Source organism: Enterocloster alcoholdehydrogenati (assembly GCF_013282095.1).
Classification (GTDB): domain Bacteria; phylum Bacillota; class Clostridia; order Lachnospirales; family Lachnospiraceae; genus Enterocloster; species Enterocloster alcoholdehydrogenati.
This window is the reverse complement of record NZ_BLTJ01000007.1, coordinates 73,427-95,894: the sequence shown is the minus strand read 5'-3', so window position 1 is coordinate 95,894 and position 22,468 is coordinate 73,427. Positions and strand designations below refer to the sequence as shown.

Genomic DNA, 22,468 nt, shown 5'->3' with positions numbered 1-22,468 from the left:
TGCAGAGCTTCTCTGGAGCATAAATCACGGAAAATAAAGGAGAATACCATTGAAAGGAAAAAAAGGAATCCCGGCAGCCGTTTTGTGGATGGCTTTCTGTATTGCGCTCTGGGGCTGTGCTGCGCAGAATACTTCCAGGGAAACGGAAAATGTGCCGGAATTTGTTCTGACCTATGCGGAGAACCAGGCGGAGGATTATCCCACTACTCAGGGAGCATATAAATTTGCAGAGCTTGTAAAGGAGCGCACCGATGGCAGGGTGGAGATTATTGTAAATGCGCAGGGAACTCTTGGGGATGAGAGGACGGTTATTGAACAGATGCAGTTCGGAGGAATTGATTTTGCCAGGGTGTCCTTGTCTCCTCTGTCGGAATTTGTTCCCGAACTGAACGTTCTGCAGCTTCCCTATCTCTACACGGGGGCTGACCATATGTGGAAGGTGCTGGAAGGGGAGATCGGCGATCGGTTTTTAAATTCCTTCGATTATTCCGGCCTTGTTGCTCTTTCCTGGTATGATGCCGGAGCCAGGAATTTTTACAATTCTTCCCATTCCATTGAGAGACTAGAGGATATGAAGGGAATGGTTATCCGAGTTCAGGAGTCAGAACTGATGAGCGACAGCATCCGCGCTCTTGGGGCGGTGCCGAAGCAGATGGCATATGGAGAGGTTTATTCGGGACTTCAGATCGGTGAGATTGACGGAGCGGAAAATAACTGGCCGTCCTATGAGTCTGCCAGACATTTTGAAGTGGCAAGGTATTACACCATAGATGAGCACACCCGTGTGCCGGAACTGCAGCTGGCGGCCCGTTCCACCTGGGAGAAGCTGCCGGAGGACTACCGAGACGTGATCCGGGAATGCGCCGAAGAATCTGCCCGATATGAGAGAAGGCTTTGGAGGGAGCGGGAAGTGCTTTCCGAGAAGAAGATCCGGGATGCCGGGGGAATCATTACCCAGCTGACGCCAGAGGAGAAGGAGCGGTTTCAGGCGGCTGTTATGCCCATGTATCAGAAGTATTGCAGCGATTATACAGATGTGATCGAGCGTATCGTGGAGGCTGGAAAAACGTAGGAGAATAACAGTGCGAAAAGTGTTTGGAAACCGCTAAAATCAGTCCGGGTTTACAGGATTATTCTTGTGAAAAGTGCAGAAAGTGTGATATACTGTCCACATAGCCTGACGGCCGCCGGGATCCTCGTGACAGAGCATCCGATCCCCGGCAGGTGACTGTATCCGGGGAGAACGGTTCCCATGGCCGGCGCAGGCCCTTACAAATGGAAAGGGGCGGTGAACATTATGGACAAAGTGATCACAATAAGCCGTGAATTTGGCAGCGGAGGACGCGAGCTTGGGGTGAAGCTGGCAAAGGTTCTGGAAATTCCGTTCTATGATAAGGAACTGATCTCCATGGCTGCGGATGATATCAATATTGCAAAAGAGGCCTTCCTCCGCTATGACGAGCATATCGTGACGGATGATCCTTTGGATCGAAATTTCTACCATGCATTCTCTGATATTTATCAGGTTCCTATGTCGGATCAGATTTTTGTGGCCCAGTCCAGTGTGATCCGCCGCCTGGCATCCCGCGGGCCCTGTGTTATTGTGGGCCGCTGCGCGGATATGGTTTTGGAGGACAGCATCAATATTTTTGTTTATGCGAAGATGAAAAACCGGATCCGCCGTCTGATGGAACTGGAATCGGGTTCTGATGAAAAAGAGATGGAGCGCCGGATCCGGGAAGTTGACCGTAAAAGAAAGGACTATTATCAGTATTATACCGGCAATGCATGGGGAAGAGCTCAGAACTACCATTTGTGCGTGGAAAGCGGACTGGTGGGAGTGGACGGCTGCCTTCGGGCCGTGATGGCATATCTGAAAGAATACACCTCAGAGATCGGCTGATGACGCGGCGGTGATTAAAAGGTTATTGAGATTACATGAAAACAATGCATAATATTTCTCTGACGGCTCATACTAGGAGTGTACAAAGGAAGTACAAATCAAAAAACAGGTGAGTCCATGGAAAAGCCCGGTAAAAAACTGAAGAAATTTTTAATTATAACAGGAACCACAGGAATGGTCTACGCAGGTCTTAAATACCTGCTGCCTCTTGTGGCTCCTTTTTTCATTGGTTATACACTGGCTCTGATTCTGCGTCCTACGGTTCGTTTTCTGCGCTACCGTCTGAGGCTTTGCTTTTTTGGAAGGACGTGGCAGCTGCCTTCGGGGCTGATCGGCGCTGCTGAAATGGCTCTGATCTTTGCGGGGCTGGTTTTTTTTGCCTGGCAGGGTATCCTGCGCCTGTGCCGGGAGATACAGCTGCTTACAGTCCGGCTTCCACTGTGGCTGGATGCTTTTGACCGTTGGATAACAGACAGCTGCGGCAGGCTGGAAAGGGCGGCTGGCCTGGATTCCGGCTGCCTGTCTGATGCGGTAGGTGAAATGGCCCTGACGCTGGGGGAGAAGGTCAAAGAAAGCCTTATGCCGTTTCTCATGGTTAATTCTCTCCCTGCGGCGGCCTTCTTTGCGCGTCTTTTTTTGGTCTGCCTGGTTTCATTTCTGGCTGCTGTCCTGAGTCTTCAGGAAATGGAGGAGCTTCGCTGCCGAAGGGATCAGTCGTTATTTCGCAGAGAATTTAACCTTATTGGGAACCGCTTGGTTCAGACGGGGAAGGCCTGGTTTAAAAGCCAGGGAATCATCCTTTTTTTAACCTGTATTCTCTGCACCGGCGTCATGATCTGGATGGGAAATCCCTACGCTATTTTGGCGGGAACGGCCATCGCCCTTCTGGATGCCCTTCCGCTTTTTGGCGCAGGAGCTATCCTCCTTCCCTGGGCATTTCTGTGCGCTGTGGGCGGACAATGGCGAAACGCTCTGATTCTTGCTGGCCTTTATCTGGCCTGCTATTTTATCCGCCAGTATCTGGAAGCCCGGTATATGGGGAGCAAAGTAGGGCTTTCAGCTTTGGAAACACTGGCTGCGGTATACGTGGGACTGGAACTGTTTGGATTTTTTGGGTTCATCCTGGGGCCTTTGGGGCTTTTGCTGGTAGAGGATCTGGTGGAGGTTTGGGCAGGGGAAAAAACAGAGACAGGGAAGTGAGTTTGTCTTGACATTTTATGGATGAAACTGCTAGACTGACAATGAATTTCAGGATTGGGGGTGACAGAAAGATGTTTGGTGTGGATCAGGTGAAGGCGCTGAATGATCTGGAAATGCTGGTCTACGGATATGTTATGGAATACCCGGAAAAGGTTAGATATATGAGGATACGGGAATTGGCGTCAGAAGCTCATGTGTCTACGTCTACCATCCTGCGTTTTTGCAAAAAAATGGGATGCGGCGGTTATACGGAGTTTAAGCTTCAGTTAAAAGAACACTTAGAACATCGTGGTCAGGTTCGGATAAAAGATGATATTTCAGAAGTGATTGATTTTCTGCAAAAGACCTGTTCAGATGCATTTGAGAATAAGCTGGAGATGCTGGCAGAAGTGATTTTCAACGCAGATCATGTTTTTCTGGCAGGCAGCGGGATGTCTGGAATTGTGGCTAAATATGGCGCACGTTATTTTTCCAGTATGGGAAAATTCTGTCTTTATATTGATGAACCTCATTATCCCACAGAGAGCCGTTTTCTGGAACATTCTCTGGTAATCGTATTCTCTGTTTCTGGAGAATCCAGGGATACCATTGGTCATGTAACCAGATTTAAGGAACAGGGATGTATTATTTTAAGTATTACTAACACAGAAAACTGCACGATTGCGAAATTGTCAGATTATAATATTCCTTATTATGTCACTTATATGAGACTGAAGGATTATGATGTCACTACACAGATTCCGGCAATCAGCATTGTGGAACGTCTGGGGAAAAAATTGTATCAGTATACGTCAAAAGGTCCAGGCCCCATTTAAAAATAAAACATATTGTTACATATAAAAAACAAGTGATAAACGGTGTCACTTGTTTTTTTGAATGTGAAAACCAATGACAAATTGCAGGCTATTTCGTATAATGCAGCTATCAAATCCGTAAGGGGGAACAAAAATGGCAAAAGATTATACAGTTGTATGCAAGAAAATCCTAGAGCACATCGGTGGAATTGAAAACATTGCAAGTGTAACTCACTGCATGACCCGCCTTCGTTTTGTTTTGAAGGATGAGAGTCTGGCAGAGGATGAAGCGATAAAGGCTGTGGATGGGGTTATGGGACTGGTGAAACAGGGCGGACAATATCAGGTGATTATTGGAAACCACGTGGGAACTGCTTATCAGGAGATTTTAAAACTGGGAAATTTTGGTGAGCAAAGTCAGATTGCAAAAGGAGAGAAGAAGGAGCCTTTGACTCTGAAAAAAATCGGAAACAATATTCTGGATGCCATTGTGGGAACGATGTCGCCGCTGATTCCGGCCATTATTGGCGGCTCCATGGTAAAGCTTTTGGTAATGCTCCTGGGAATGGCTGGTATTCTTCATTCTGATTCTGAAACGTATCGCATAATCAATACGATCGGAGATGGAGCCTTCTATTTTCTTCCGGTTATGGTGGCGGCATCTGCGGCAAAAAAATTTAAAACAGATATGTTTCTGGCCATTGCGATTGCGGGCGTTCTGATTCACCCTGATTTCAGAGCGATGATGGAAACGGTTACAGTGGGCGACACGGCGGCCCATTTTGCAGGTATTCCCATTGCATCTGTAAAATATACTTACACAGTTATCCCGTCTCTGTGTATGACCTGGATCTTGTCTTATATTGAACGGGGAATTGACAGGATCACCCCCGCAGTAACGAAAAATTTCCTGAAACCAATGTTGATTCTGCTGATCGCGGCCCCGATTGCGATTTTGATTATCGGGCCGGCTGGAATCTTTGTGGGGCAGGGTATTTCAGCATTTGTATTCTTTGTCCAGTCTAAGCTTGGTTTTCTGGCAGTTGGAATCATGGGAGCCATTTGGCCTCTGCTTGTGATTACCGGTATGCACCGTGTATTTACACCAACTATTTTACAGACCATTTCCGAGACTGGTATGGAGGGAACGGTAATGCCCTCTGAAATAGGAGCTAATTTATCTTTAGGGGGCGTGTCTCTGGCAGTTGCTTTAAAAACAAAGAATCGTGAATTGCGCCAGACCGCTTTGGCGGCAGCTTCTTCCGCATTGATCGCGGGAACAACGGAACCGGCTTTGTATGGCGTGGCAGTTCGGCTCAAACGCCCTCTGCTGGCTTCTCTTATTACTGGTTTTGTTTGCGGATGTCTGGCAGGAATTGGAGGGCTGGCCAGCCGTTCTATGGTATCGCCGAGCGTGCTGACAGGTGTCCAGTTCATTGATCCTGCAAATCCGGGGAAAAGTATCGCATGGATTGCGGGGATCACCGTGCTGGCGGTTATCCTTTCCTTTATATTAACATTGGTAATTGGCTTTGAAGATATTCCAGAAGAGGAGAGATAGCGTTGAGTAAATTCAGAATACCAGAAGATTTTTTGTGGGGGGGAGCTATTTCCGCTAATCAGGCAGAGGGAGCTTACCGGGAAAATGGGAGGGGGATCAGCAATATTGATCTAATCCCTCATGGAATCTCCCGGATGGATGTGAAGCTTGGGAAAGTACCCAATCCTGTTCTGGATAAAAATGCCTATTATCCCAGCCATGAAGCCATTGATTTCTATCATCATTACAAAGAAGATCTGGCGTTGATGGGAGAATTGGGGCTTAAGGTATTTCGGACGTCCATTTCGTGGTCAAGGCTCTTTCCGCGGGGAGATGAAGAGCAGCCCAATCTGGAGGGGATTGCTTTTTACAGAAATGTATTTAAGGAGTGCCGAAAATACGGTATGGAGCCCTTGGTTACACTGTGTCATTTTGATATTCCGGAAGGGCTGATCCGTACATATGGTTCCTGGAGAAGCCGGAAGGTAATCGATTGTTTTATTCGGTATGCAAAGGTCTGTTTTCGGGAATTTTCCGGTCTTGTAAAATACTGGCTGACCTTTAATGAAATTAATATTGTGCTCCATAGTCCTTTTTCAGGAGCGGGAATTGCCTTTGAGGAAGGTGAAAACAGAAATCAGGTAATTTACCAGGCAGCACATCATATGTTGGTGGCCAGTGCCCTGGCGGTCAAAGCTGCACATGAACAGGATCCAGAAATTAAAATTGGCTGTATGCTGGCCGGGGGAAGCTTTTATCCTTATTCCTGTAATCCTAAGGATGTATGGGAGTCGGTGAAAAAGGAGCAGGAAAATCTGTTTTTTATCGATGTACAGGTACGGGGGCATTATCCCAGTTATGCGGGAAGAATGTTTGAAGAGAAAAAGGTCTCCCTGAAAATAGAGGATGGAGACCTGGAAGCATTAAGGCATACCGTAGACTTTATTTCTTTCAGCTATTATGCCAGCCGCTGCGTATCGGCAGATGTGGAGAACAAGACGGCTAATGATGGAAATGTGGTTCGGTCTGTAAAAAATCCATGGCTGCAGACCAGCCAATGGGGCTGGGCTATTGATCCTTTAGGACTGCGTACTACCATGAACCAGTTATATGACCGTTATCAAAAACCGCTGTTTATTGTAGAAAATGGCCTTGGGTCTAAGGATGAGATCGCTGAGGATGGCACGATTCAGGACGATTATCGAATTGATTATCTGAAACAGCATATTGGAGCAATGAAAGAGGCCATGGAAGATGGAGTGGAGCTGATGGGATATATTGTCTGGAGCTGCATTGACCTGGTGTCTGCTTCAACGGGAGAAATGAGCAAGCGTTATGGTTTCGTTTATGTAGACCGGGATGATGAGGGAAAGGGGAGTTTGCAGCGCAGGAAAAAAAAGTCCTTTTACTGGTATCAGAAGGTGATAAAGGACAATGGGGAGTATTTGTAAGAATAAAAAACTGTATACGCAAAAAATTGTGAAAAATATCCATATGACAACCCTATTTTTCAAGCGATTTTATCATAGACAAATAAAACTCTACTGGCTATAATGAAAGTAACTTCATAAAAGCAGACTTTTTATGTATATCCTGGAGATTGGTCCAGAGTTTCTACCAACTGCCGTAAATAGTTGACTACATAGTTTCATGGGGCCGGCTTTTAATGGCCGCCATGCAGCTGTGCGCGGTCTTTGGGGGCAGATGTGAATGGATAAGGAGTTCCGCGTGGGCGGGGCTTCTTTTTTTGCGCAGAGAACGAACCAGGCGCCGGCTGGCTGTTAATGAGGAGAGCAGCAGTTGGAGATGGAACAGGCCCGTAAGGAGGATGGGGTGTATGGAGAAAAAAACATTTGCACTAAAGGGGAATATCATTTTTACAAAGGAAAGAGAGCACTTTGAAATTATAAAACAGGGGTATCTGATCTGCGAAAACGGAAAGGTTCGGGAGGTTTGTCCAGTTCTTCCGGAAACATTCCGGGGAATCCCAGTGGAGGATATGGGGGATCGTCTGATCCTGCCGGGGCTTACAGATCTTCATATCCATGCACCCCAGTATACCTTCAGAAGTCTTGGCATGGATCTGGAACTGCTGGAGTGGCTGGAGACTAATACCTTCCCGGAGGAGGCAAAATATAAGGATTCGGAGTATGCAGCCAGGGCCTATGGCATATTTGCGAAACAGATGAAAAAGAGTGCGACGGTTCGGGCCTGTATTTTCGGAACGATTCACAGTGAGGCCACGCTGACGCTGATGGATCTATTGGAGCAGGCAGGACTGCGCACCATGGTTGGCAAGGTAAATATGGACCGAAACAGCCCGGATTATTTAAGAGAGCCTTCGGCCAGGGCTTCGGCAGATGCGACGAGAGAGTGGCTGAGAGCTGTGGCGGATAAGGGATATCACCACACAAGGCCTATTTTAACTCCCAGGTTTATCCCCAGCTGTACCGATGAGCTTATGGAGCTTTTAAAGGAGATTCAGCAGGAAAACAGCCTTCCCATCCAGTCGCATTTGTCTGAAAATCCGGGTGAAATTGCCTGGGTAAAGGAACTGTGTCCCTGGTCTGCCTTTTACGGAGATTCCTATGACAGGTTCGGGCTATTTGGCGGCGACTGCCCCACGATCATGGCCCATTGTGTTTATTCCGGCGAGGAGGAGGTGGAGCGCATGAAGAAGCGGGGTGTATTTATTGCACACTGTCCGGAATCCAATACCAATCTTTCCTCTGGCGTGGCTCCGGTGCGCCGGTATCTGGAAGAGGGGCTTTGTGTGGGACTTGGAAGTGATGTAGCGGGCGGCACAACCGAAAATCTCTTTGCAGCTATGGCCCAGGCCATACAGGCATCCAAACTCAGATGGCGGCTTTTGGACGACAGCCTGAAGCCCTTGACAGCGGAAGAGGTATTTTTCATGGCATCCAAGGGCGGCGGCGCATTTTTTGGAAAAGCAGGCAGCTTTGAGCCGGATTATGCCTTTGACGCGGTTGTCATTGATGATGGAAGGCTGTCGCATCCTCAGTCCCTGAGCATCAGGGAGCGGATGGAACGGGTTATTTACCTGGGGGATGAACGCGAGGTATATGCGAAATACGCAGATGGAGAAAAGATTTTGTAACAGGGTGCGGCTGGACATTTTTGACGGATGCCGCAGGGGAATGCACTCCCGGAAGGTGATGGAACCTTAAATACGGGAGTGCGGTTTAAGACAGGAGGAATACCAGGATGGAATGGAAGGACGGAAAATGCAGATGTCGGTGGGCGAATCCTCGGAATGAGCGATACATTCGTTATCATGATGAGGAGTGGGGCAGCCCGGTTCATGATGATAAGAAACTTTTTGAAATGCTGATCCTGGAATCCTTTCAGGCCGGTCTTTCCTGGGAATGTATTTTGAATAAACGGGAAGCGTTTTTTAAAGCCTTTGACGGATTTGATCTGGAAAAGGTATGCGCCTATGATGAAGAGAAAGAACGGATTCTGAAGGAGAATGCAGGAATTGTCCGCAATTTAGGGAAAATACGCGCAGCTGTTGTCAATGCCCGCATTTTCAGGAAGATTCAGGAGGAATACGGGAGTTTTGACGGTTACCTGTGGCGCTGGACAGATGGAAGGGTGATCTGCGAGAATGGACTCACCTCTTCGGAACTGTCAGACCGGATATCAGAAGATCTCAGGAAACGTGGAATGAAGTTCGTGGGTACAACCATTATTTACGCTTATCTGCAGGCAGTAGGAATTATATGGGGGCACGAGGATGGGTGCTTTTTACAGCCATAATCAGCCGTGTATGTACAACGGTGTTTCTTACATTTTTCTGTACTGTTTACATTTCCTATACATTTTCTTACTTATTTTAAAATCCATTGCCAATTTCGATAAAATTAGCTATAATCTGCTCATAAAACACGGATAAAATAAACAAAGTTTACAAAATAAGTAAAAGGAGGATTATAGCATGAGAAAACGTAGCCTAACCAGTTTATTATTTGCAGCAGCAGTTGTAATGGCAGGGACACAGCTGGGAAGTGTTGAAGCCCAGGCCAAACCTCATCATGGACACGGCTGGGAGGATCGCTGGGATGATGATGACGATGACGATCGCTGGGATGATGATGACGATGACGATCGCTGGGATGATGATGACGATCGTTGGGATGACGACGATGACGATCGCTGGGATAATAATGGCGACCACTGTCCGGCAGCAGGCGGCGCAGTAAATGTGGTGTACTTTTGCGAGGAGGATAATACAGTATGGGCCAACGGAGAGATCTGGGCGGCCGGTCTGATAAACGGAAAGGGAAATGTGAATTCCAGCGAATTGACAAACATACCGGAAGGCTATACGTTAAAACAGGTAGGAGACTTTTACTATGACGGAGGTTCCGAGCTTCGCGTTCAGGTTGTTCCTAAAGAGAAGCATGGGGGCATGGTCAATGTAGTGTACTTCTGCGAGGAGGAGAATCACGTATGGGCCAACGGAGAGATCTGGGCGGCCGGTCTGATAAACGGAAAGGGAAATGTGAATTCCAGCGAATTGACAAACATACCGGAAGGCTATACGTTAAAACAGGTGGGAGACTTTTACTATGACGGAGGTTCTGAGCTTCGCGTTCAGGTTGTTCCCAAAGAGAAGCACGGGGGCATGGTCAACGTAGTATACTTCTGCGAGGAAAATAATACAGTATGGGCCAACGGAGAGATCTGGGCGGCCGGTTTGATAAACGGAAAGGGAAATGTAAATTCCAGTGAATTGACCACGGTTCCCGAAGGATACAAATTAAAGGAAGTGGGAGATTTTTACTATGACGGCGGCGCAGAACTGCGTATTCAGGTTGTTCAGTGGTATCGTTAAGCTGTGCGAATGACGGAACTGCCGGAAAGGATCCCTCGCAGATAAGACACCTTTCCGGTAAAAAAATATTTTTGCAGCATACGGCATAGTCAGTTTTGGCTATGCCGCTTTGCGTCTGGTGCCTGGTAAGCCAATTCCATCAGCTGCAAATGTGCTGCTCTCATAGTAAAAACAGATGGCAAAGGCTGCGGCTATGTGTTAAAATAACGGCATATACAGAGGCAGATTGGAATATGCTTGTGATTACGAAGTACATGAAGAGTTGGGATAAAAGAGAGCGTGTTAGGTTTACTTTGACGGGCAGTCTGCAGACGGGCTTCACATATCCGGGCGGAATCGGTTAAACGCAGCAAATGATAGGCACCCTTATTGCCGCATTTATCGCAGAATCAGCTCCTGGATTCTTTCTGTTACATAGGTTAATACATCCTTTGTCATGGCAGTCATCCATTCTGGCTGTTCATTTTTGCGAAAAAATAAGCATTTTAAGAACTGTTTCATGTGAAATTATACTATAAATGCACTGAAACCGCAATCGCAGGAGCATTTGCCGACTGCTGGATGTTGACAAACCCTTTATTCCGTCGTAAAATTTACAGTAACTGAAGAGACATTCTTTCCATGATGCTATATGAGAAAGGCAGAGAAGGGGAATAGTAAGCCCGGAGCGCGTTGCAGAGAGAGGAATATTGGTGGAAGTTCCTTACGAAGGCCCGGACCCAACCGGCCCTGGAGCCCTGTATGAGGAATACAGCGCAGATCCGGCGTTAACGGATAAAAGAGAGAGTTTTTATTTTGCTGTAAGAACAGATGAAAGCTAATCAGGGTGGTACCGCCGAGCTGTTCGGTCCCTTGCAGAGAGCATAGATGCATGGGATTGGATGGCTTTTTTGTTATTGCAATGTGGAAAGAGAAAAGGAGAACGATTATGGCAGACAACAAAAAGATGGTAGAAGCCATCACATCTATGGACGCGGATTTCGCCCAGTGGTACACGGATGTGGTAAAGAAGGCAGAGCTTTGCGATTACGCCAGTGTAAAGGGATGTATGGTGATCAAGCCCGCAGGCTATGCGATCTGGGAAAATATTCAGAAGGAACTGGACCGCAGATTTAAGGAGACAGGGGTGCAGAATGTATATATGCCCCTGTTTATCCCGGAGGGCCTTCTTGAGAAGGAAAAGGATCATGTAGAAGGCTTTGCGCCTGAAGTTGCATGGGTAACGCACGGCGGTCTGGAGCCTCTTCAGGAGCGTCTGTGCGTAAGGCCTACCTCTGAGACGCTGTTCTGTGATTTCTACGCAAAGGATATTCATTCCTACAGAGATCTTCCGAGAGTATACAATCAGTGGTGCTCGGTTGTACGATGGGAGAAAACAACCCGTCCCTTCCTGCGTTCCAGGGAGTTCTTATGGCAGGAGGGCCACACGGCTCACGCTACCGCTGAGGAGGCAGAGGCAAGAACGGTACAGATGTTAAATGTATACGCTGACTTCTGTGAGGAGGTTCTGGCAATTCCAGTGGTTAAGGGACAGAAAACGGATAAGGAAAAGTTTGCAGGCGCAGAGGCAACCTATACCATAGAGTCTCTGATGCATGACGGAAAGGCCCTGCAGTCCGGCACCAGCCACAACTTCGGCGACGGCTTTGCAAAGGCATTCGGCATCCAGTTTGCAGATAAAGACAATACCTTAAAATACGTTTACCAGACCTCATGGGGAATGACCACCCGTATGATTGGGGCCATTATCATGGTTCACGGCGATGACAACGGCCTTGTGCTTCCTCCAAGGATTGCTCCGGTTCAGATTATGGTAGTTCCGATCCAGCAGAAGAAGGAAGGTGTGCTTGACAAGGCGTATGAACTGAGAGACCGTCTGTTAAAGTCCGGTTTTTCTGTAAAGGCAGACGATACTGACAAGAGTCCTGGCTGGAAGTTCGCAGACTGCGAGATGCGCGGTATTCCGCTGCGTGTGGAAATCGGCCCCAAGGATATGGAGCAGAATCAGGCAGTTTTGGTACGTAGGGATAACCATGAGAAAACGGTGGTTTCCCTGGATGAGCTGGAGGCGAAGGCAGGAGAGCTTCTTGAAACGATTCAGAGAGATATGCTGGAGAAGGCAAGAAAACACAGAGATTCTCATACCTATACAGCAGAGGAGTGGGATGAGTTTGTGGAGACGATTAACAATAAGCCGGGCTTTGTAAAAGCCATGTGGTGCGGCTGCAGGGAGTGCGAGGATAAAATCAAGGAGGAGACAGGCGCTACCTCCAGATGTATGCCTTTTGAACAGGAGAGTTTATCCGACCACTGCGTATGCTGCGGCAAACCGGCTAAAAAGATGGTTTACTGGGGACGGGCATATTGATGAAACCTCAGATTCCTGCCGCTGCGGAAAAGATTATCGGAAGGCTGTGTGAGCAGGGCTATGAGGCCTATCTGGTAGGTGGCTGTGTACGGGATATGCTTCTTGGTCGGGAACCCGAAGACTGGGATATCACTACCAGCGCCGAGCCGGCCCAGGTAAAGGCGGTATTCCGGCGAACCGTGGACACAGGCATCCAGCATGGAACTGTGACCGTGATGATGGGAAAAGAAGGATATGAGGTCACTACCTTCCGAATTGACGGTGATTATACCGATGGCCGTCATCCCGACAGCGTCACCTTTACGCCTGATCTTATTGAGGATTTAAAGCGCCGGGATTTTACGATCAATGCCATGGCGTATAACAGAGAGAGAGGTTTGGTGGACGCGTTTGGAGGGCAGAAGGATCTGGAGCATGGCGTGATCCGCTGTGTAGGCGCGGCCAGAGAGCGGTTTACGGAGGATGCTCTGCGTATCCTCCGCGCCATCCGTTTTTCTGCTCAGCTGGGCTTTGCTGTCGAGGAAACTACCTATGAGGCTATTAAAGACATTGCTCCCAATCTGGTTCATGTGAGCAGGGAGCGGGTGCAGGTGGAGCTTACAAAGCTTCTGACCAGTCCGCTTCCTGGCTGTATGCGGCTGGTCTACGAGACCGGGATCAGTCCCTGGGTATCCAAGGCGTTTCATCGGATTCCTGAGGTTTCAGGAGATGTCTGCTTTGAGATTCCACCATCTATCCCCGCCCGGAAATCCCTTCGCTGGGCTGCTTTTATGCGAAAATGTACGCCGAAGGAGGCTGCAGAGATTCTTAAGGGACTGAAGCTTGATAATGATACCATTTACCGAACAAAGCTGCTGGTACAGTGGATTGGGACGTCGGTGTGCGGGGAACCGGCTGCAGACGCCCTGGAACCGGCGGAAGCTTTAGCAGAGCGTTTTAAAAGTGAACTAAGAGGACAGCTTTTGGCAAAAAAGGCGCAGATCCGCAGGGTGATGAGCCAGATGGAGCCGGAACTGTTTGATGATCTGCTTACCATGAAACTGTGTCTGATCGAAACGTGTCCGCCGGCAGCGGACTGCTTAAGGGAGGTCTGCCGTCTTAGGGATGAGATCCGTCTGTCCGGGGACTGCATTGGTTTAAAGACACTGGCAGTAACAGGTGACGATCTGATCCGGGCGGGCATGAAACCGGGAAAGGAAGTTGGGATTCTGCTGAAACAGTTTCTGGAAATGGTTCTGGAAGCACCGGAGAAAAACACAAAGGAGTACCTGCTGTCGCAGCTTCCGGCTGTGAGAGATGTATAAAAATAAAATGTTGTATTTCTATCAACCATTGCAATGCTGATAAAAATTGGTTATAATGGTTCCATGACGAAAGGAAAGGGAGGATCCCTTTTCTTTCTGTGCATTTCCGAATACATGGGGGATGTGCTTGTGCGTGCCGGAAGGAGCTTTTGCGCAGGGTATATGCTTATGCGGAGCAGGACAGTTTCTGGCGCGCGATGTATAAAAAGGAGGATATCAAAATGAACGTAATCGACACAAAGAATGCGCCAGGTGCAATCGGCCCTTATTCTCAGGCATATGAGGTAAACGGAGTGATCTACACCTCAGGACAGATCCCTGTGAATCCGGCGGACGGTACAGTAGCAGACGGCATTGCCGCTCAGGCAGAGCAGAGCTGTAAGAACGTGGGCGCGATCCTGGAGGCGGCAGGAAGCGGCTTTGACCGGGTATTTAAGACCACCTGTTTCCTGGCTGACATGGGCGATTTTGCAGCATTTAATGAGGTATACGCAAAGTATTTTACTTCTAAGCCCGCAAGAAGCTGCGTAGCGGTAAAGACCCTTCCCAAGGGTGTTCTCTGCGAGATCGAGGCTATCGCCGTAAAATAACAGGCGTTTTGACTGTTTATACAAAGTGGAAAGGGAGCCCCAGGGCTTCCTTTTTGAATATAGGACTGCCTGATATCCTGTGACGGAAGGGCAGGCCAAAGCTTAAAAGACAAAGAGGTGAAAAATGAGAGGAGCGGAACAAATGAATCACGGGGAAAGAGTTATTTATCGGGCGGTTTACGATTCCCCTATCGGTCTGCTGACGCTGACGGCACTGGATGACGCCCTTGGAGCCCTGTCATTTCCAAGAGAACGATATACCAAGGATGCAGAGCTTCTTAAGGCTGGGAAGGAGGTCTGTATTCCGCCAAAAGACAGGCTTCCGGCTGTCCTGAGAGATACGTTTCGGTGGCTGGATATTTATTTTTCAGGAAAAATACCGGATTTTATGCCGGCTCTTGCGCCGCAGGGAAGCGAGTTTAGACGGATGGTCTGGAATCAGCTGCTTAAGATCCCTTATGGCTGTACGGTTACGTATGGTGAGCTGGCGAAGGCAGTAGCCTATGAGAAGGGAATTTCCCGGATGTCGGCCCAGGCTGCAGGGGGAGCGGTGGGACATAATCCCATCGGGATCATTATTCCCTGCCACCGGGTAGTGGGTGCAGGAGGGAATCTGACTGGATTTGGCGGCGGGATCAAAGCCAAGGAGGCTCTTTTGGAACGGGAAGGGATGGATATGGAAAGATTTTATGTTCCAACCAGGGGAACGGCGCTATAGGGCACATATCTGCCCCGTTGGCAGCGGATACGATCGGGAAAGAAGGAGTCGGGAGCGAAATGAAGGAAAATTCGGTGATCCTTATGAATTTCAGCGGGATTTATGAAACAGAGACGTTTTATGAAAAATGGCAGGGCATGGAGGTTCTGTGGCTGGACTGCAGGGACATCCAGGGGACAAACTGCTATTGTGATGAAGTGGGGGAACGAGCTTTGAAACAAAGGATAGAGCCCCTTGGGCCCGGGGGAATCCATTTTCTGGATTCGGGTAATTATCATTATGTTACAAAGCTGTGGCTGGATCAGATAAAGGAGCCTTTTGAGCTGCTGGTATTTGATCACCATACGGATATGCAGCAGCCCGTGTTTGGGGATATTCTTTCCTGCGGCGGATGGATTTTAGAGGCGCTGGAACAGAATGAGCATCTGAACCATGTTTTTCTGGCAGGCCCGCCTGAGGAGGCAGTTAAGAAAGCAAAACAGGAGATTTCGGAGGAACTGCAGAGGAAGGTGACATGGATTTCGGAGAAGGAAATGGGGAAAGGATTAGATTTTCAGAGCGGGCAGACGGAATTATCCGGCCAGACCCAATCCCCTCTTCCGGTGTACATTTCCATTGACAAAGATATCCTTTCCCCTTCTTTTGCCCGTACCAACTGGGATCAGGGAGAGGCCGATCCTGCCGATGTCTGCCGCCTGATCCAGACTTTTCTTGCGCGGCGGCCTCTCATAGGGATGGATGTATGCGGCGAGAATCCGGAAGGGGCGGACGGTCCGGAGGCAGAAGAGGAGCGAAGGATCAATGACGCTGCCAATGAGGCGGTTCTTAAGCTGTATAGCGGACATATTGGACGGATGCAGGCCTGCCAGGGGAAAGAATATTACCAGTAAAGGAGAGCATACATGAATCTGGATCTTAATAAACTGACCTGCACAGCCTCTTTGACAGATACGGAGCGGGCGGTGCTGGAATTTCTTCTGACGCATATTGACGAGGCCTTAAAGCTGGGGGTCCGCGGGGTGGCAAAAGCCAACTTTACTTCGACCTCTACGGTGATGCGGCTGTCCAGAAAGCTGGGCTACAATGGATTTATTGAGATGTATTACAAGCTTTTGGGGGCTGCCGGCAAGGGAACGCCCGTCTATGAACTGAATGAAGGCTTTCTCAGTCATTTCGCCGGGGATGGGAATGTGTCCATGGAGAATTACCGAAGTCTCCGTCTGGCTGCACAAAGGATCCATAAGACCGATCAGATGGTTTTTATCTATGGTATGGGTTTTTCTTCCATGATGGCAGAATATTTGGCCAAAAAGCTTCTGGTTCTCGGAATCAAATGTATTTTTTCCGATGGAGCGGATTCCATCGGGGTATTTGAAAATAATCTGGAAGATATTGGGGTTTTCATTGCGTTTTCCCGTTCCGGTCGTTCTCCGTATGTGCTGAACCGGGTCAAAATGGCAGAGGAAAACTCGGTTTTTACCATGGGATTTACTAATGACGGAGCAAGTCCCCTAAAGGAGTACTGCAGCTGCGTGATCGAAGTGCCGGACGACAATCCTCTGGATGACAGGAACATGAAACCTACCCTCTTTTTTTCCAAGACAATAACCATGATCGAGCTTTTGATCTATGAGTATTATCAGATATCGATCGGTTAAATGCACCCCCTTCTTAAAACGTGTTACACATCCGGGTAACACGTTTTCTTTTGGCTCTGGCCTCTGTACTTTTTCCTTTGGTCTGCGTATAATCCAATCATCGGCCACGCGGGGTTAAACAAGATGTATTTCCGATACGAATCTGTTTCGGAGATCGATGAATAACGGAGAGGTATGAAATGAAAGAAAAAATAATGAGCACAATGCAGGCATTTTCCAAGGCAATGTTTATGCCGGTGCTGATTCTTCCCATTGCCGGTCTGTTGATCGCAGTTGGAAACGTATTTACAAATGCAAGACTGATCGAAATTCTTCCATTCCTGGATAATCCGGTCACAAAGGGCTTTGGCGCCATCCTGTCGGGAGCGCTGGTGGCTATTTTGAATAATCTGGGTCTTATCTTCTGTGCGGGAATTGCTGTGGGACTGGCAAAGAAGAAAAAGGCGGAATCCGGCTTTACCGCCGTGCTGGCTTTCCTGGTATTTATCAATGCCATGAATAAATTTATGGATTTAAGAGGGATCCTGGCAGATCCGGCCGCATTGAGAGGAACGGGCCAGGCCATGGTTCTGGGAATACAGGTGTTGGATATGGGCGTGTTCCTGGGAATTATCCTGGGCTGTGTGACCGCCTTTGTACACAATCGTTTTATTGATACAGAGTTTAACAATGCCTTTCAGATTTACGGCGGCGCAAGATTTGTATTTATTGTTCTGATCCCTGTGATTATCGCTTTAGCGGTTGTACTGACCTTTATCTGGCCTGTGATCCAGGCTGGAATCGATCAGGTAGGGCTGTTTATCAATAAAGCGGGGAATTTCGGTATTTTCCTTTACGGTGCATTAGAGCGTCTGCTGATTCCTACCGGCCTTCACCATCTGGTGTATACTCCGTTTCTTTACACCAAGCTTGGGGGCACGGCTGAGATTGCGGGCCAGGTATACGAGGGCTGCCGCAATATTTACTATGCGGAAATGGCGGACCCTGCGGTTGCGGTATTATCTTCTTCTGTGGTATGGGATGCAAGAGGACTTTCCAAGATGTTCGGTCTGGTAGGAGCCTGTCTGGCCATGTACCACACGGCAAGGCCGGAGAACCGCAGCAAGATTAAGGCAATCCTGATTCCGGCCGCGTTTACTTCTTTTATTGCAGGCGTAACAGAACCGATTGAGTTTTCATTCCTGTTTACAGCGCCCATCCTGTTTGTAGCACATGCGCTCTTAAGCGGTCTTGGAATGGTGGTATTTAATCTGCTGGGCTGCCGTGCCATTGGGCCTAACGGTTTTATTGATTTCCTTCTTTATAACCTGCCTCTGGGAATAGCGAAAACACATTGGCCGACGTATCTGCTGATTGGTATTGGCGAGTTTGTGATTTACTACCTGCTGTTCCGTTTCATGATCACAAAGTTTCATTTAAAGACCCTGGGGCGCGAATCTGAGGGCATGGAAATGAAGCTTCACACCAAGGCAGAGTACAAGGAGAAGCAGGAAAGCAAAAAAGGCGGCAAAGACGACGGGATTAACGCGGCTCTGATCGTGGAAGCTCTGGGCGGAGCGGACAACATTTTAAAAGTGGATAACTGTTTTACCCGTCTGCGTCTCGTTGTAAAGGACAGTGCCCTGGTACAGGACGATGTTTTGAAACAGAAAACGGGAGCGGCCGGCGTTATGAAAAAAGGCGAGACGGTACAGGTGGTTTATGGCCTCCATATCAATCAGGTAAGGCAGGCGGTAGATAAGGAACTGGGCCTGGATCAGTAAAGAAGCTAAGAAGGGAGTATGCATATATGGCAGAGAAATTATTTAACATAGTAATCGCAGGCGGCGGCAGCACCTATACGCCTGGAATTGTAAAAATGATGCTGGAGCATCAGGAGGATTTTCCATTAAATTCTGTTACCCTTTACGATAATGACGGGGAGCGTCAGGCCGTAATCGGGGAAGCCCTGGAGATCCTGATGAAGGAGGAAGCGCCCCAGATCCATTTCTCCTACACTACGGACCCCAAAGAGGCATTTACGGGCAAGGACTTCTGTATGGCGCATATCCGTGTTGGGAAATATGCCATGCGTCAGTTAGACGAGAGGATTCCTTTAAAGTACGGCGTAGTGGGTCAGGAGACCTGCGGGCCGGGAGGGATTGCTTACGGTATGAGAAGCATTACAGGTATGCTGGAAATTATTGATTACATGGTAAAATATTCTCCTGAGTGCTGGATGCTCAACTACTCCAACCCCGCTGCCATTGTAGCGGAGGCCTGCCGTGTCCTGCGTCCTGACGCAAGGGTGATCAACATCTGCGATATGCCCGTAGGAACCAGAAGAAGAATGGCCTATATCGTAGGAAAAGACTATGAGGATCTGGATGTGCGATACTTTGGCCTGAACCATTTCGGATGGTGGACCAGCGTAAAGGACAAGACAACCGGCGAGGATTATATGCCAAAGCTTTTAGAGTATGTGTCTGAAAACGGCTATCTTACCCAGAAGGCCATCGAGACCCAGCACATGGATGAGAGCTGGCAGGCGACCCATAAAAAGGCGAAGGATCTTCTGGCTTTGGATCCCCGGTTTTTACCTAATACTTATCTGAAATATTATCTCTATCCCGACTATGTGGTAGAGCATTCTGATCCAAACCACACCCGCGCCGATGAGGTGATCGAGGGCCGTGAGAAGGAAGTGTTCGGAGCAGCCAGAGAGATCATCCGCAAGGGGACTGCAACCGGAGGGGAGTTTACGGTGGATAACCATGCTTCCTTTATTGTATCTCTGGCAAGGGCGATTGCCTACAACACCCATGAGATCATGCTGTGCATTGTAGAAAATAAGGGCGCAATCAGCAATTTCGATTCAGATGCCATGGTGGAAGTTCCCTGTGTGGTAGGAAACAATGGCCCTGAGGCCATGTGCCAGGGCGAGATCCCAACCTTTGAGCGGGGAATGATGCAGGAACAGCTGGCGGTTGAGAAGCTGGTAGTTGAGGCTTATGTGGAGCACAGCTATTTAAAGCTGTGGCAGGCATTAACTCTGTCAAAGACGGTTCCAAGCGCCGGAGTGGCAAAGCAGATTCTGGATGATCTGATAGAGGCCAATAAGGAATACTGGCCGGAACTGAAGTGATTTTATAAACAGGCAAAAACAGGCGGCCTCCGGTTCACTCAGACTGGAGGCCGCTTTTGTTTCATGAAAATGTGTGAAGTCTGTTTGGATCTGCTGATGCCGGTGATTTCGCGGGCTGGAAAGCTATTCTCGGCACAGAATCCGGTCGGATGTCCGGTCAATCAGGCGGCTCATAAGGACGGTATAAAGGGATGCCGCCATATTGGTGCCGATCCGAAGAAATACTGCGCCTACAGCCCCAAAGAGCCCGGAGGCGATGGAGAGAGCGCCGAAGGTATTAAATATGGTCTGCCAGGGATAGCCGGCAGAGTAGCCTACGCCGATGCCGCCCAGAAGACCGATCATGGGATGAAGCTCCTTTGGCAAAAGGGTGTAGATAACAAGAAAGATCAGAGAACCCAGGATATTGCAGACCCAGCGTGCTTTGGCTCTTTTTGCCATATCCTCCTGAAAAGGCAGGCACACGGACATACAGGCGATCCCTATCCACATGGCCCGGGGGATATCCAGAAGAGACGCGATCAGCAGAGCCGTAGAAACGCACAGAGTCAGCTTGATATACCACCGGTTCCTTACGGAACGGAGATCAAATTCATGAAAAAGATCCTTAAATTCCCGCTTATGGGGCCGGTGTTTCTGATTTTTAAAAAATACAGCCATGCATAAAAGCATACCCACAGAGAGTCCTGCAGTCCGCATAATCCAGGAGTGGCCGCTTACATCATAGCCCTGGAGGATCAGATAGGACAGTACAAAGGTGGAGTGGTTCGACATGATCACATTATGGCAGCCAAGGGTCATGAGGATAAGAATACAGATCACATTGATAAAAAACGCGGCGGCAGGCGATACCATATTGGACAGTCTGGGGCCGGCCATGAGAACGGCAAAAATGCCGGCGATACACAGTAGGCCATGGGAGGTATGGATTCCAAAGTCAGCCTGCCGAAGGACTAAAAGCGCCAGCAAAACCACTACGCCGGCAATGCTGTTTTCGCGTCCAAAAATCATGCTGAACAGAGTTACCGCCGCAAAGCAGAAAGCCACCACCAGATAGACCTTGAAGTTATAGATGAGTATGTGGCGCCGGCGCTCCTTTTTGTCCTTTGTAATGCGGATCAGAGCTTTGGAGCCGGCAGAATTCAGCTGCAATTCCTGATAAAATGTCATATGTAAAACCTCCTTGCGTTTCAGGATGAACAGTAAAGAAGATTGTACCCCTTTTTAGGAAATAATACAAGGGTAACTGTTTGAAGCGGCGGGGAAACAGGTAAAAAAGCAGGCATTCAGGAAGAAACCTCATTACCAGCCATATCTGTGCTTTGTCCGGCGCAGGCGTCTGCCTGGGGAGTAAAAATGCAGTGCGCATCAACCAGGGGGTTCTGAAAAGGGGAATCGCGGTATTCTCTGTGCTGATTGCAGTTTGGAAGCTGTTCTTTTAGGGGACTGACTTCTTTTATGACAGAACAGAGGAAACGTTTTGGGCAGCCTGTCTCTGTCCCATTTTGCGCCAGTTTAAAAATCCATAGATATCATTTATAAAGAAGGCTGCAAAGCAGACCGTGACGGACAAACAGCTGATGTCTTTAAAGGTGGCTATGGTCCACAGAACGATCAGAACCAGGTCGTTGGCAGCATAGCCGGCAGCATAGAAGGGGCTGCGCTTAAAGGTCAGATATGCGGCGAGGAAGCTTGTGGTGACAGAGATGGTGCTGGGAATCAGGCTGGCAGTGTGAAATGCCTTCAGAATAAAATAAAATACAAAGGTTACAGCAGCAGCCAGAGCCAGCATAAAACATACTTCACTACGCCGGATGTGATATACCTCTACTTCAGAGCGATTGCCGCAAAAGGGATTTTTCATCCAGGTTACGAGGGAAAATACTGCCATGGGCATGGTCATCCCCAGATATGTGATCATTTCTCCGTAATAGGCAACATTCAGGGAGATGATTCCGTAGAGCAGGCTGAACAGGATCATCAGAAACTGGCCGAAGGGATTGCCCTTGGCGCAGAAGATTAAAGACGTTACTCCGATCAGGGAAGCCCACAGCGTCATATAGTTGGTTCGGTCAAAGAGACAGAACGCGCAAAGAATCAGAAGAACGGAAGCCGTCCAGAGAATAATCTCTGTTTTTGAAAAATAGTGTTTGAGTGCAGTAAGTGATTTCATGTTTCCTCCTTAAACAAAAAAGCATCCATATACACATCTTCAAAGACCTATCGATGCGTATGTGAATGCTTTTAACATTCCTACCCGGTGGCAGATAATTTTATTTATACAAAAAATAAGTTGGAATCCACTCTGACAGAGGGATCACTGATTTCGAGGTATAGTATACTGTCACTTTCTAAAAAAATCAAGAGAAAATTTTAACGATTCTGAATAAGGCATCTTTTTGAATGCCTTT

19 protein-coding genes, 1 pseudogene, 1 riboswitch and 1 other annotated feature are annotated in these 22,468 nt (G+C 48.3%); of the genes and pseudogenes, 18 read left to right on the top strand and 2 right to left on the bottom strand.

Features of this window, described 5'->3' with window-relative positions; all coding sequences use genetic code 11:
- Nucleotides 1-88: 88 nt before the first annotated feature.
- The 17 genes from HW447_RS09545 to HW447_RS09465 all read left to right on the top strand — a co-directional run bounded on the left by HW447_RS09545 (nucleotide 89) and on the right by HW447_RS09465 (nucleotide 20,057).
- A complete protein-coding gene (locus HW447_RS09545; protein ID WP_176255189.1) occupies nucleotides 89-1,072 on the top strand; it encodes a TRAP transporter substrate-binding protein in 984 nt (327 codons plus the stop codon).
- A 225-nt stretch (nucleotides 1,073-1,297) separates the two neighbouring features.
- Nucleotides 1,298-1,903, top strand: coding sequence for a cytidylate kinase-like family protein (locus HW447_RS09540; RefSeq protein ID WP_176255071.1), 606 nt, complete (start codon nucleotides 1,298-1,300; stop codon nucleotides 1,901-1,903).
- A 117-nt stretch (nucleotides 1,904-2,020) separates the two neighbouring features.
- Nucleotides 2,021-3,103 carry an AI-2E family transporter gene (locus tag HW447_RS09535; RefSeq protein WP_176255070.1) on the top strand — a complete coding sequence of 361 codons (1,083 nt, stop codon included), beginning with the start codon at nucleotides 2,021-2,023 and terminating at the stop codon, nucleotides 3,101-3,103.
- Nucleotides 3,104-3,174: 71 nt separating this feature from the next.
- Entirely contained in the window at nucleotides 3,175-3,918 is a 744-nt protein-coding gene (locus HW447_RS09530) for a MurR/RpiR family transcriptional regulator (protein WP_176255069.1), read from the top strand.
- A 133-nt stretch (nucleotides 3,919-4,051) separates the two neighbouring features.
- Nucleotides 4,052-5,458 (top strand): PTS cellobiose/arbutin/salicin transporter subunit IIBC, encoded by a 1,407-nt coding sequence (gene ascF, locus HW447_RS09525; RefSeq protein WP_176255068.1) that lies wholly within the window; start codon nucleotides 4,052-4,054, stop codon nucleotides 5,456-5,458.
- Between the two features lie 17 nt (nucleotides 5,459-5,475).
- Nucleotides 5,476-6,888 (top strand): 6-phospho-beta-glucosidase, encoded by a 1,413-nt coding sequence (gene ascB, locus HW447_RS09520; RefSeq protein ID WP_456298423.1) that lies wholly within the window; start codon nucleotides 5,476-5,478, stop codon nucleotides 6,886-6,888.
- A 113-nt stretch (nucleotides 6,889-7,001) separates the two neighbouring features.
- Nucleotides 7,002-7,098: riboswitch (purine riboswitch) on the top strand.
- 176 nt (nucleotides 7,099-7,274) lie between these two features.
- Nucleotides 7,275-8,555, top strand: coding sequence for an amidohydrolase family protein (locus HW447_RS09515; RefSeq protein ID WP_176255066.1), 1,281 nt, complete (start codon nucleotides 7,275-7,277; stop codon nucleotides 8,553-8,555).
- Between the two features lie 107 nt (nucleotides 8,556-8,662).
- On the top strand, nucleotides 8,663-9,217 hold the full coding sequence (locus HW447_RS09510; protein WP_176255065.1) for a DNA-3-methyladenine glycosylase I: 555 nt from the start codon (nucleotides 8,663-8,665) through the stop codon (nucleotides 9,215-9,217).
- A 178-nt stretch (nucleotides 9,218-9,395) separates the two neighbouring features.
- Nucleotides 9,396-10,295: a hypothetical protein gene (locus tag HW447_RS09505; protein WP_176255064.1), complete on the top strand. Its 900-nt coding sequence runs from the start codon at nucleotides 9,396-9,398 to the stop codon at nucleotides 10,293-10,295.
- A gap of 634 nt (nucleotides 10,296-10,929) precedes the next feature.
- Nucleotides 10,930-11,151, top strand: a binding site (T-box leader).
- A gap of 72 nt (nucleotides 11,152-11,223) precedes the next feature.
- Nucleotides 11,224-12,663, top strand: a complete 1,440-nt coding sequence (gene proS, locus HW447_RS09500) for a proline--tRNA ligase (RefSeq protein ID WP_176255063.1) — start codon at nucleotides 11,224-11,226, stop codon at nucleotides 12,661-12,663.
- The gene (locus HW447_RS09495; protein ID WP_176255062.1) at nucleotides 12,663-13,967 is read left to right on the top strand and encodes a CCA tRNA nucleotidyltransferase; all 1,305 of its coding nucleotides are present in this window, start codon (nucleotides 12,663-12,665) and stop codon (nucleotides 13,965-13,967) included. Before proS ends, HW447_RS09495 begins: the two co-directional genes overlap by 1 nt.
- 221 nt (nucleotides 13,968-14,188) lie before the next feature.
- On the top strand, nucleotides 14,189-14,557 hold the full coding sequence (locus tag HW447_RS09490; RefSeq protein ID WP_176255061.1) for a RidA family protein: 369 nt from the start codon (nucleotides 14,189-14,191) through the stop codon (nucleotides 14,555-14,557).
- A gap of 142 nt (nucleotides 14,558-14,699) precedes the next feature.
- A complete protein-coding gene (locus HW447_RS09485; RefSeq protein ID WP_176255060.1) occupies nucleotides 14,700-15,275 on the top strand; it encodes a methylated-DNA--[protein]-cysteine S-methyltransferase in 576 nt (191 codons plus the stop codon).
- Nucleotides 15,276-15,334: 59 nt separating this feature from the next.
- On the top strand, nucleotides 15,335-16,165 hold the full coding sequence (locus HW447_RS09480) for an arginase family protein (RefSeq protein ID WP_176255059.1): 831 nt from the start codon (nucleotides 15,335-15,337) through the stop codon (nucleotides 16,163-16,165).
- Nucleotides 16,166-16,177: 12 nt separating this feature from the next.
- On the top strand, nucleotides 16,178-16,933 hold the full coding sequence (locus tag HW447_RS09475; RefSeq protein ID WP_176255058.1) for a MurR/RpiR family transcriptional regulator: 756 nt from the start codon (nucleotides 16,178-16,180) through the stop codon (nucleotides 16,931-16,933).
- Between the two features lie 179 nt (nucleotides 16,934-17,112).
- Nucleotides 17,113-18,696, top strand: coding sequence for a PTS transporter subunit EIIC (locus tag HW447_RS09470; RefSeq protein ID WP_176255057.1), 1,584 nt, complete (start codon nucleotides 17,113-17,115; stop codon nucleotides 18,694-18,696).
- Between the two features lie 26 nt (nucleotides 18,697-18,722).
- Nucleotides 18,723-20,057 carry a 6-phospho-alpha-glucosidase gene (locus tag HW447_RS09465; RefSeq protein ID WP_176255056.1) on the top strand — a complete coding sequence of 445 codons (1,335 nt, stop codon included), beginning with the start codon at nucleotides 18,723-18,725 and terminating at the stop codon, nucleotides 20,055-20,057.
- 123 nt (nucleotides 20,058-20,180) lie between these two features.
- Here the strand turns inward: HW447_RS09465 and HW447_RS09460 are convergent, their stop codons facing one another.
- Nucleotides 20,181-21,227 (bottom strand): FUSC family protein, encoded by a 1,047-nt coding sequence (locus HW447_RS09460; RefSeq protein WP_176255055.1) that lies wholly within the window; start codon nucleotides 21,225-21,227, stop codon nucleotides 20,181-20,183.
- 158 nt (nucleotides 21,228-21,385) lie between these two features.
- Between HW447_RS09460 and HW447_RS18485 the strand changes: the two are divergent.
- Nucleotides 21,386-21,499 (top strand): annotated as a pseudogene (locus tag HW447_RS18485) (sulfite exporter TauE/SafE family protein); the annotation flags it as partial.
- Between the two features lie 14 nt (nucleotides 21,500-21,513).
- Here HW447_RS18485 and pnuC read toward each other — a convergent pair.
- Nucleotides 21,514-22,230, bottom strand: coding sequence for a nicotinamide riboside transporter PnuC (gene pnuC / locus HW447_RS09455; RefSeq protein WP_176255054.1), 717 nt, complete (start codon nucleotides 22,228-22,230; stop codon nucleotides 21,514-21,516).
- Nucleotides 22,231-22,468 lie beyond the last annotated feature (238 nt).

Coding starts and splice junctions, on each gene's coding strand:
- HW447_RS09545 (WP_176255189.1), top strand. CDS start 89: ATGGCTTTCTGTATTGCGCTCTGGGGCTGTGCTGCGCAGAATACTTCC.
- HW447_RS09540 (WP_176255071.1), top strand. CDS start 1,298: ATGGACAAAGTGATCACAATAAGCCGTGAATTTGGCAGCGGAGGACGC.
- HW447_RS09535 (WP_176255070.1), top strand. CDS start 2,021: ATGGAAAAGCCCGGTAAAAAACTGAAGAAATTTTTAATTATAACAGGA.
- HW447_RS09530 (WP_176255069.1), top strand. CDS start 3,175: ATGTTTGGTGTGGATCAGGTGAAGGCGCTGAATGATCTGGAAATGCTG.
- ascF (WP_176255068.1), top strand. CDS start 4,052: ATGGCAAAAGATTATACAGTTGTATGCAAGAAAATCCTAGAGCACATC.
- HW447_RS09515 (WP_176255066.1), top strand. CDS start 7,275: ATGGAGAAAAAAACATTTGCACTAAAGGGGAATATCATTTTTACAAAG.
- HW447_RS09510 (WP_176255065.1), top strand. CDS start 8,663: ATGGAATGGAAGGACGGAAAATGCAGATGTCGGTGGGCGAATCCTCGG.
- HW447_RS09505 (WP_176255064.1), top strand. CDS start 9,396: ATGAGAAAACGTAGCCTAACCAGTTTATTATTTGCAGCAGCAGTTGTA.
- proS (WP_176255063.1), top strand. CDS start 11,224: ATGGCAGACAACAAAAAGATGGTAGAAGCCATCACATCTATGGACGCG.
- HW447_RS09495 (WP_176255062.1), top strand. CDS start 12,663: ATGAAACCTCAGATTCCTGCCGCTGCGGAAAAGATTATCGGAAGGCTG.
- HW447_RS09490 (WP_176255061.1), top strand. CDS start 14,189: ATGAACGTAATCGACACAAAGAATGCGCCAGGTGCAATCGGCCCTTAT.
- HW447_RS09485 (WP_176255060.1), top strand. CDS start 14,700: ATGAATCACGGGGAAAGAGTTATTTATCGGGCGGTTTACGATTCCCCT.
- HW447_RS09480 (WP_176255059.1), top strand. CDS start 15,335: ATGAAGGAAAATTCGGTGATCCTTATGAATTTCAGCGGGATTTATGAA.
- HW447_RS09475 (WP_176255058.1), top strand. CDS start 16,178: ATGAATCTGGATCTTAATAAACTGACCTGCACAGCCTCTTTGACAGAT.
- HW447_RS09470 (WP_176255057.1), top strand. CDS start 17,113: ATGAAAGAAAAAATAATGAGCACAATGCAGGCATTTTCCAAGGCAATG.
- HW447_RS09465 (WP_176255056.1), top strand. CDS start 18,723: ATGGCAGAGAAATTATTTAACATAGTAATCGCAGGCGGCGGCAGCACC.
- HW447_RS09460 (WP_176255055.1), bottom strand. CDS start 21,227: ATGACATTTTATCAGGAATTGCAGCTGAATTCTGCCGGCTCCAAAGCT.
- pnuC (WP_176255054.1), bottom strand. CDS start 22,230: ATGAAATCACTTACTGCACTCAAACACTATTTTTCAAAAACAGAGATT.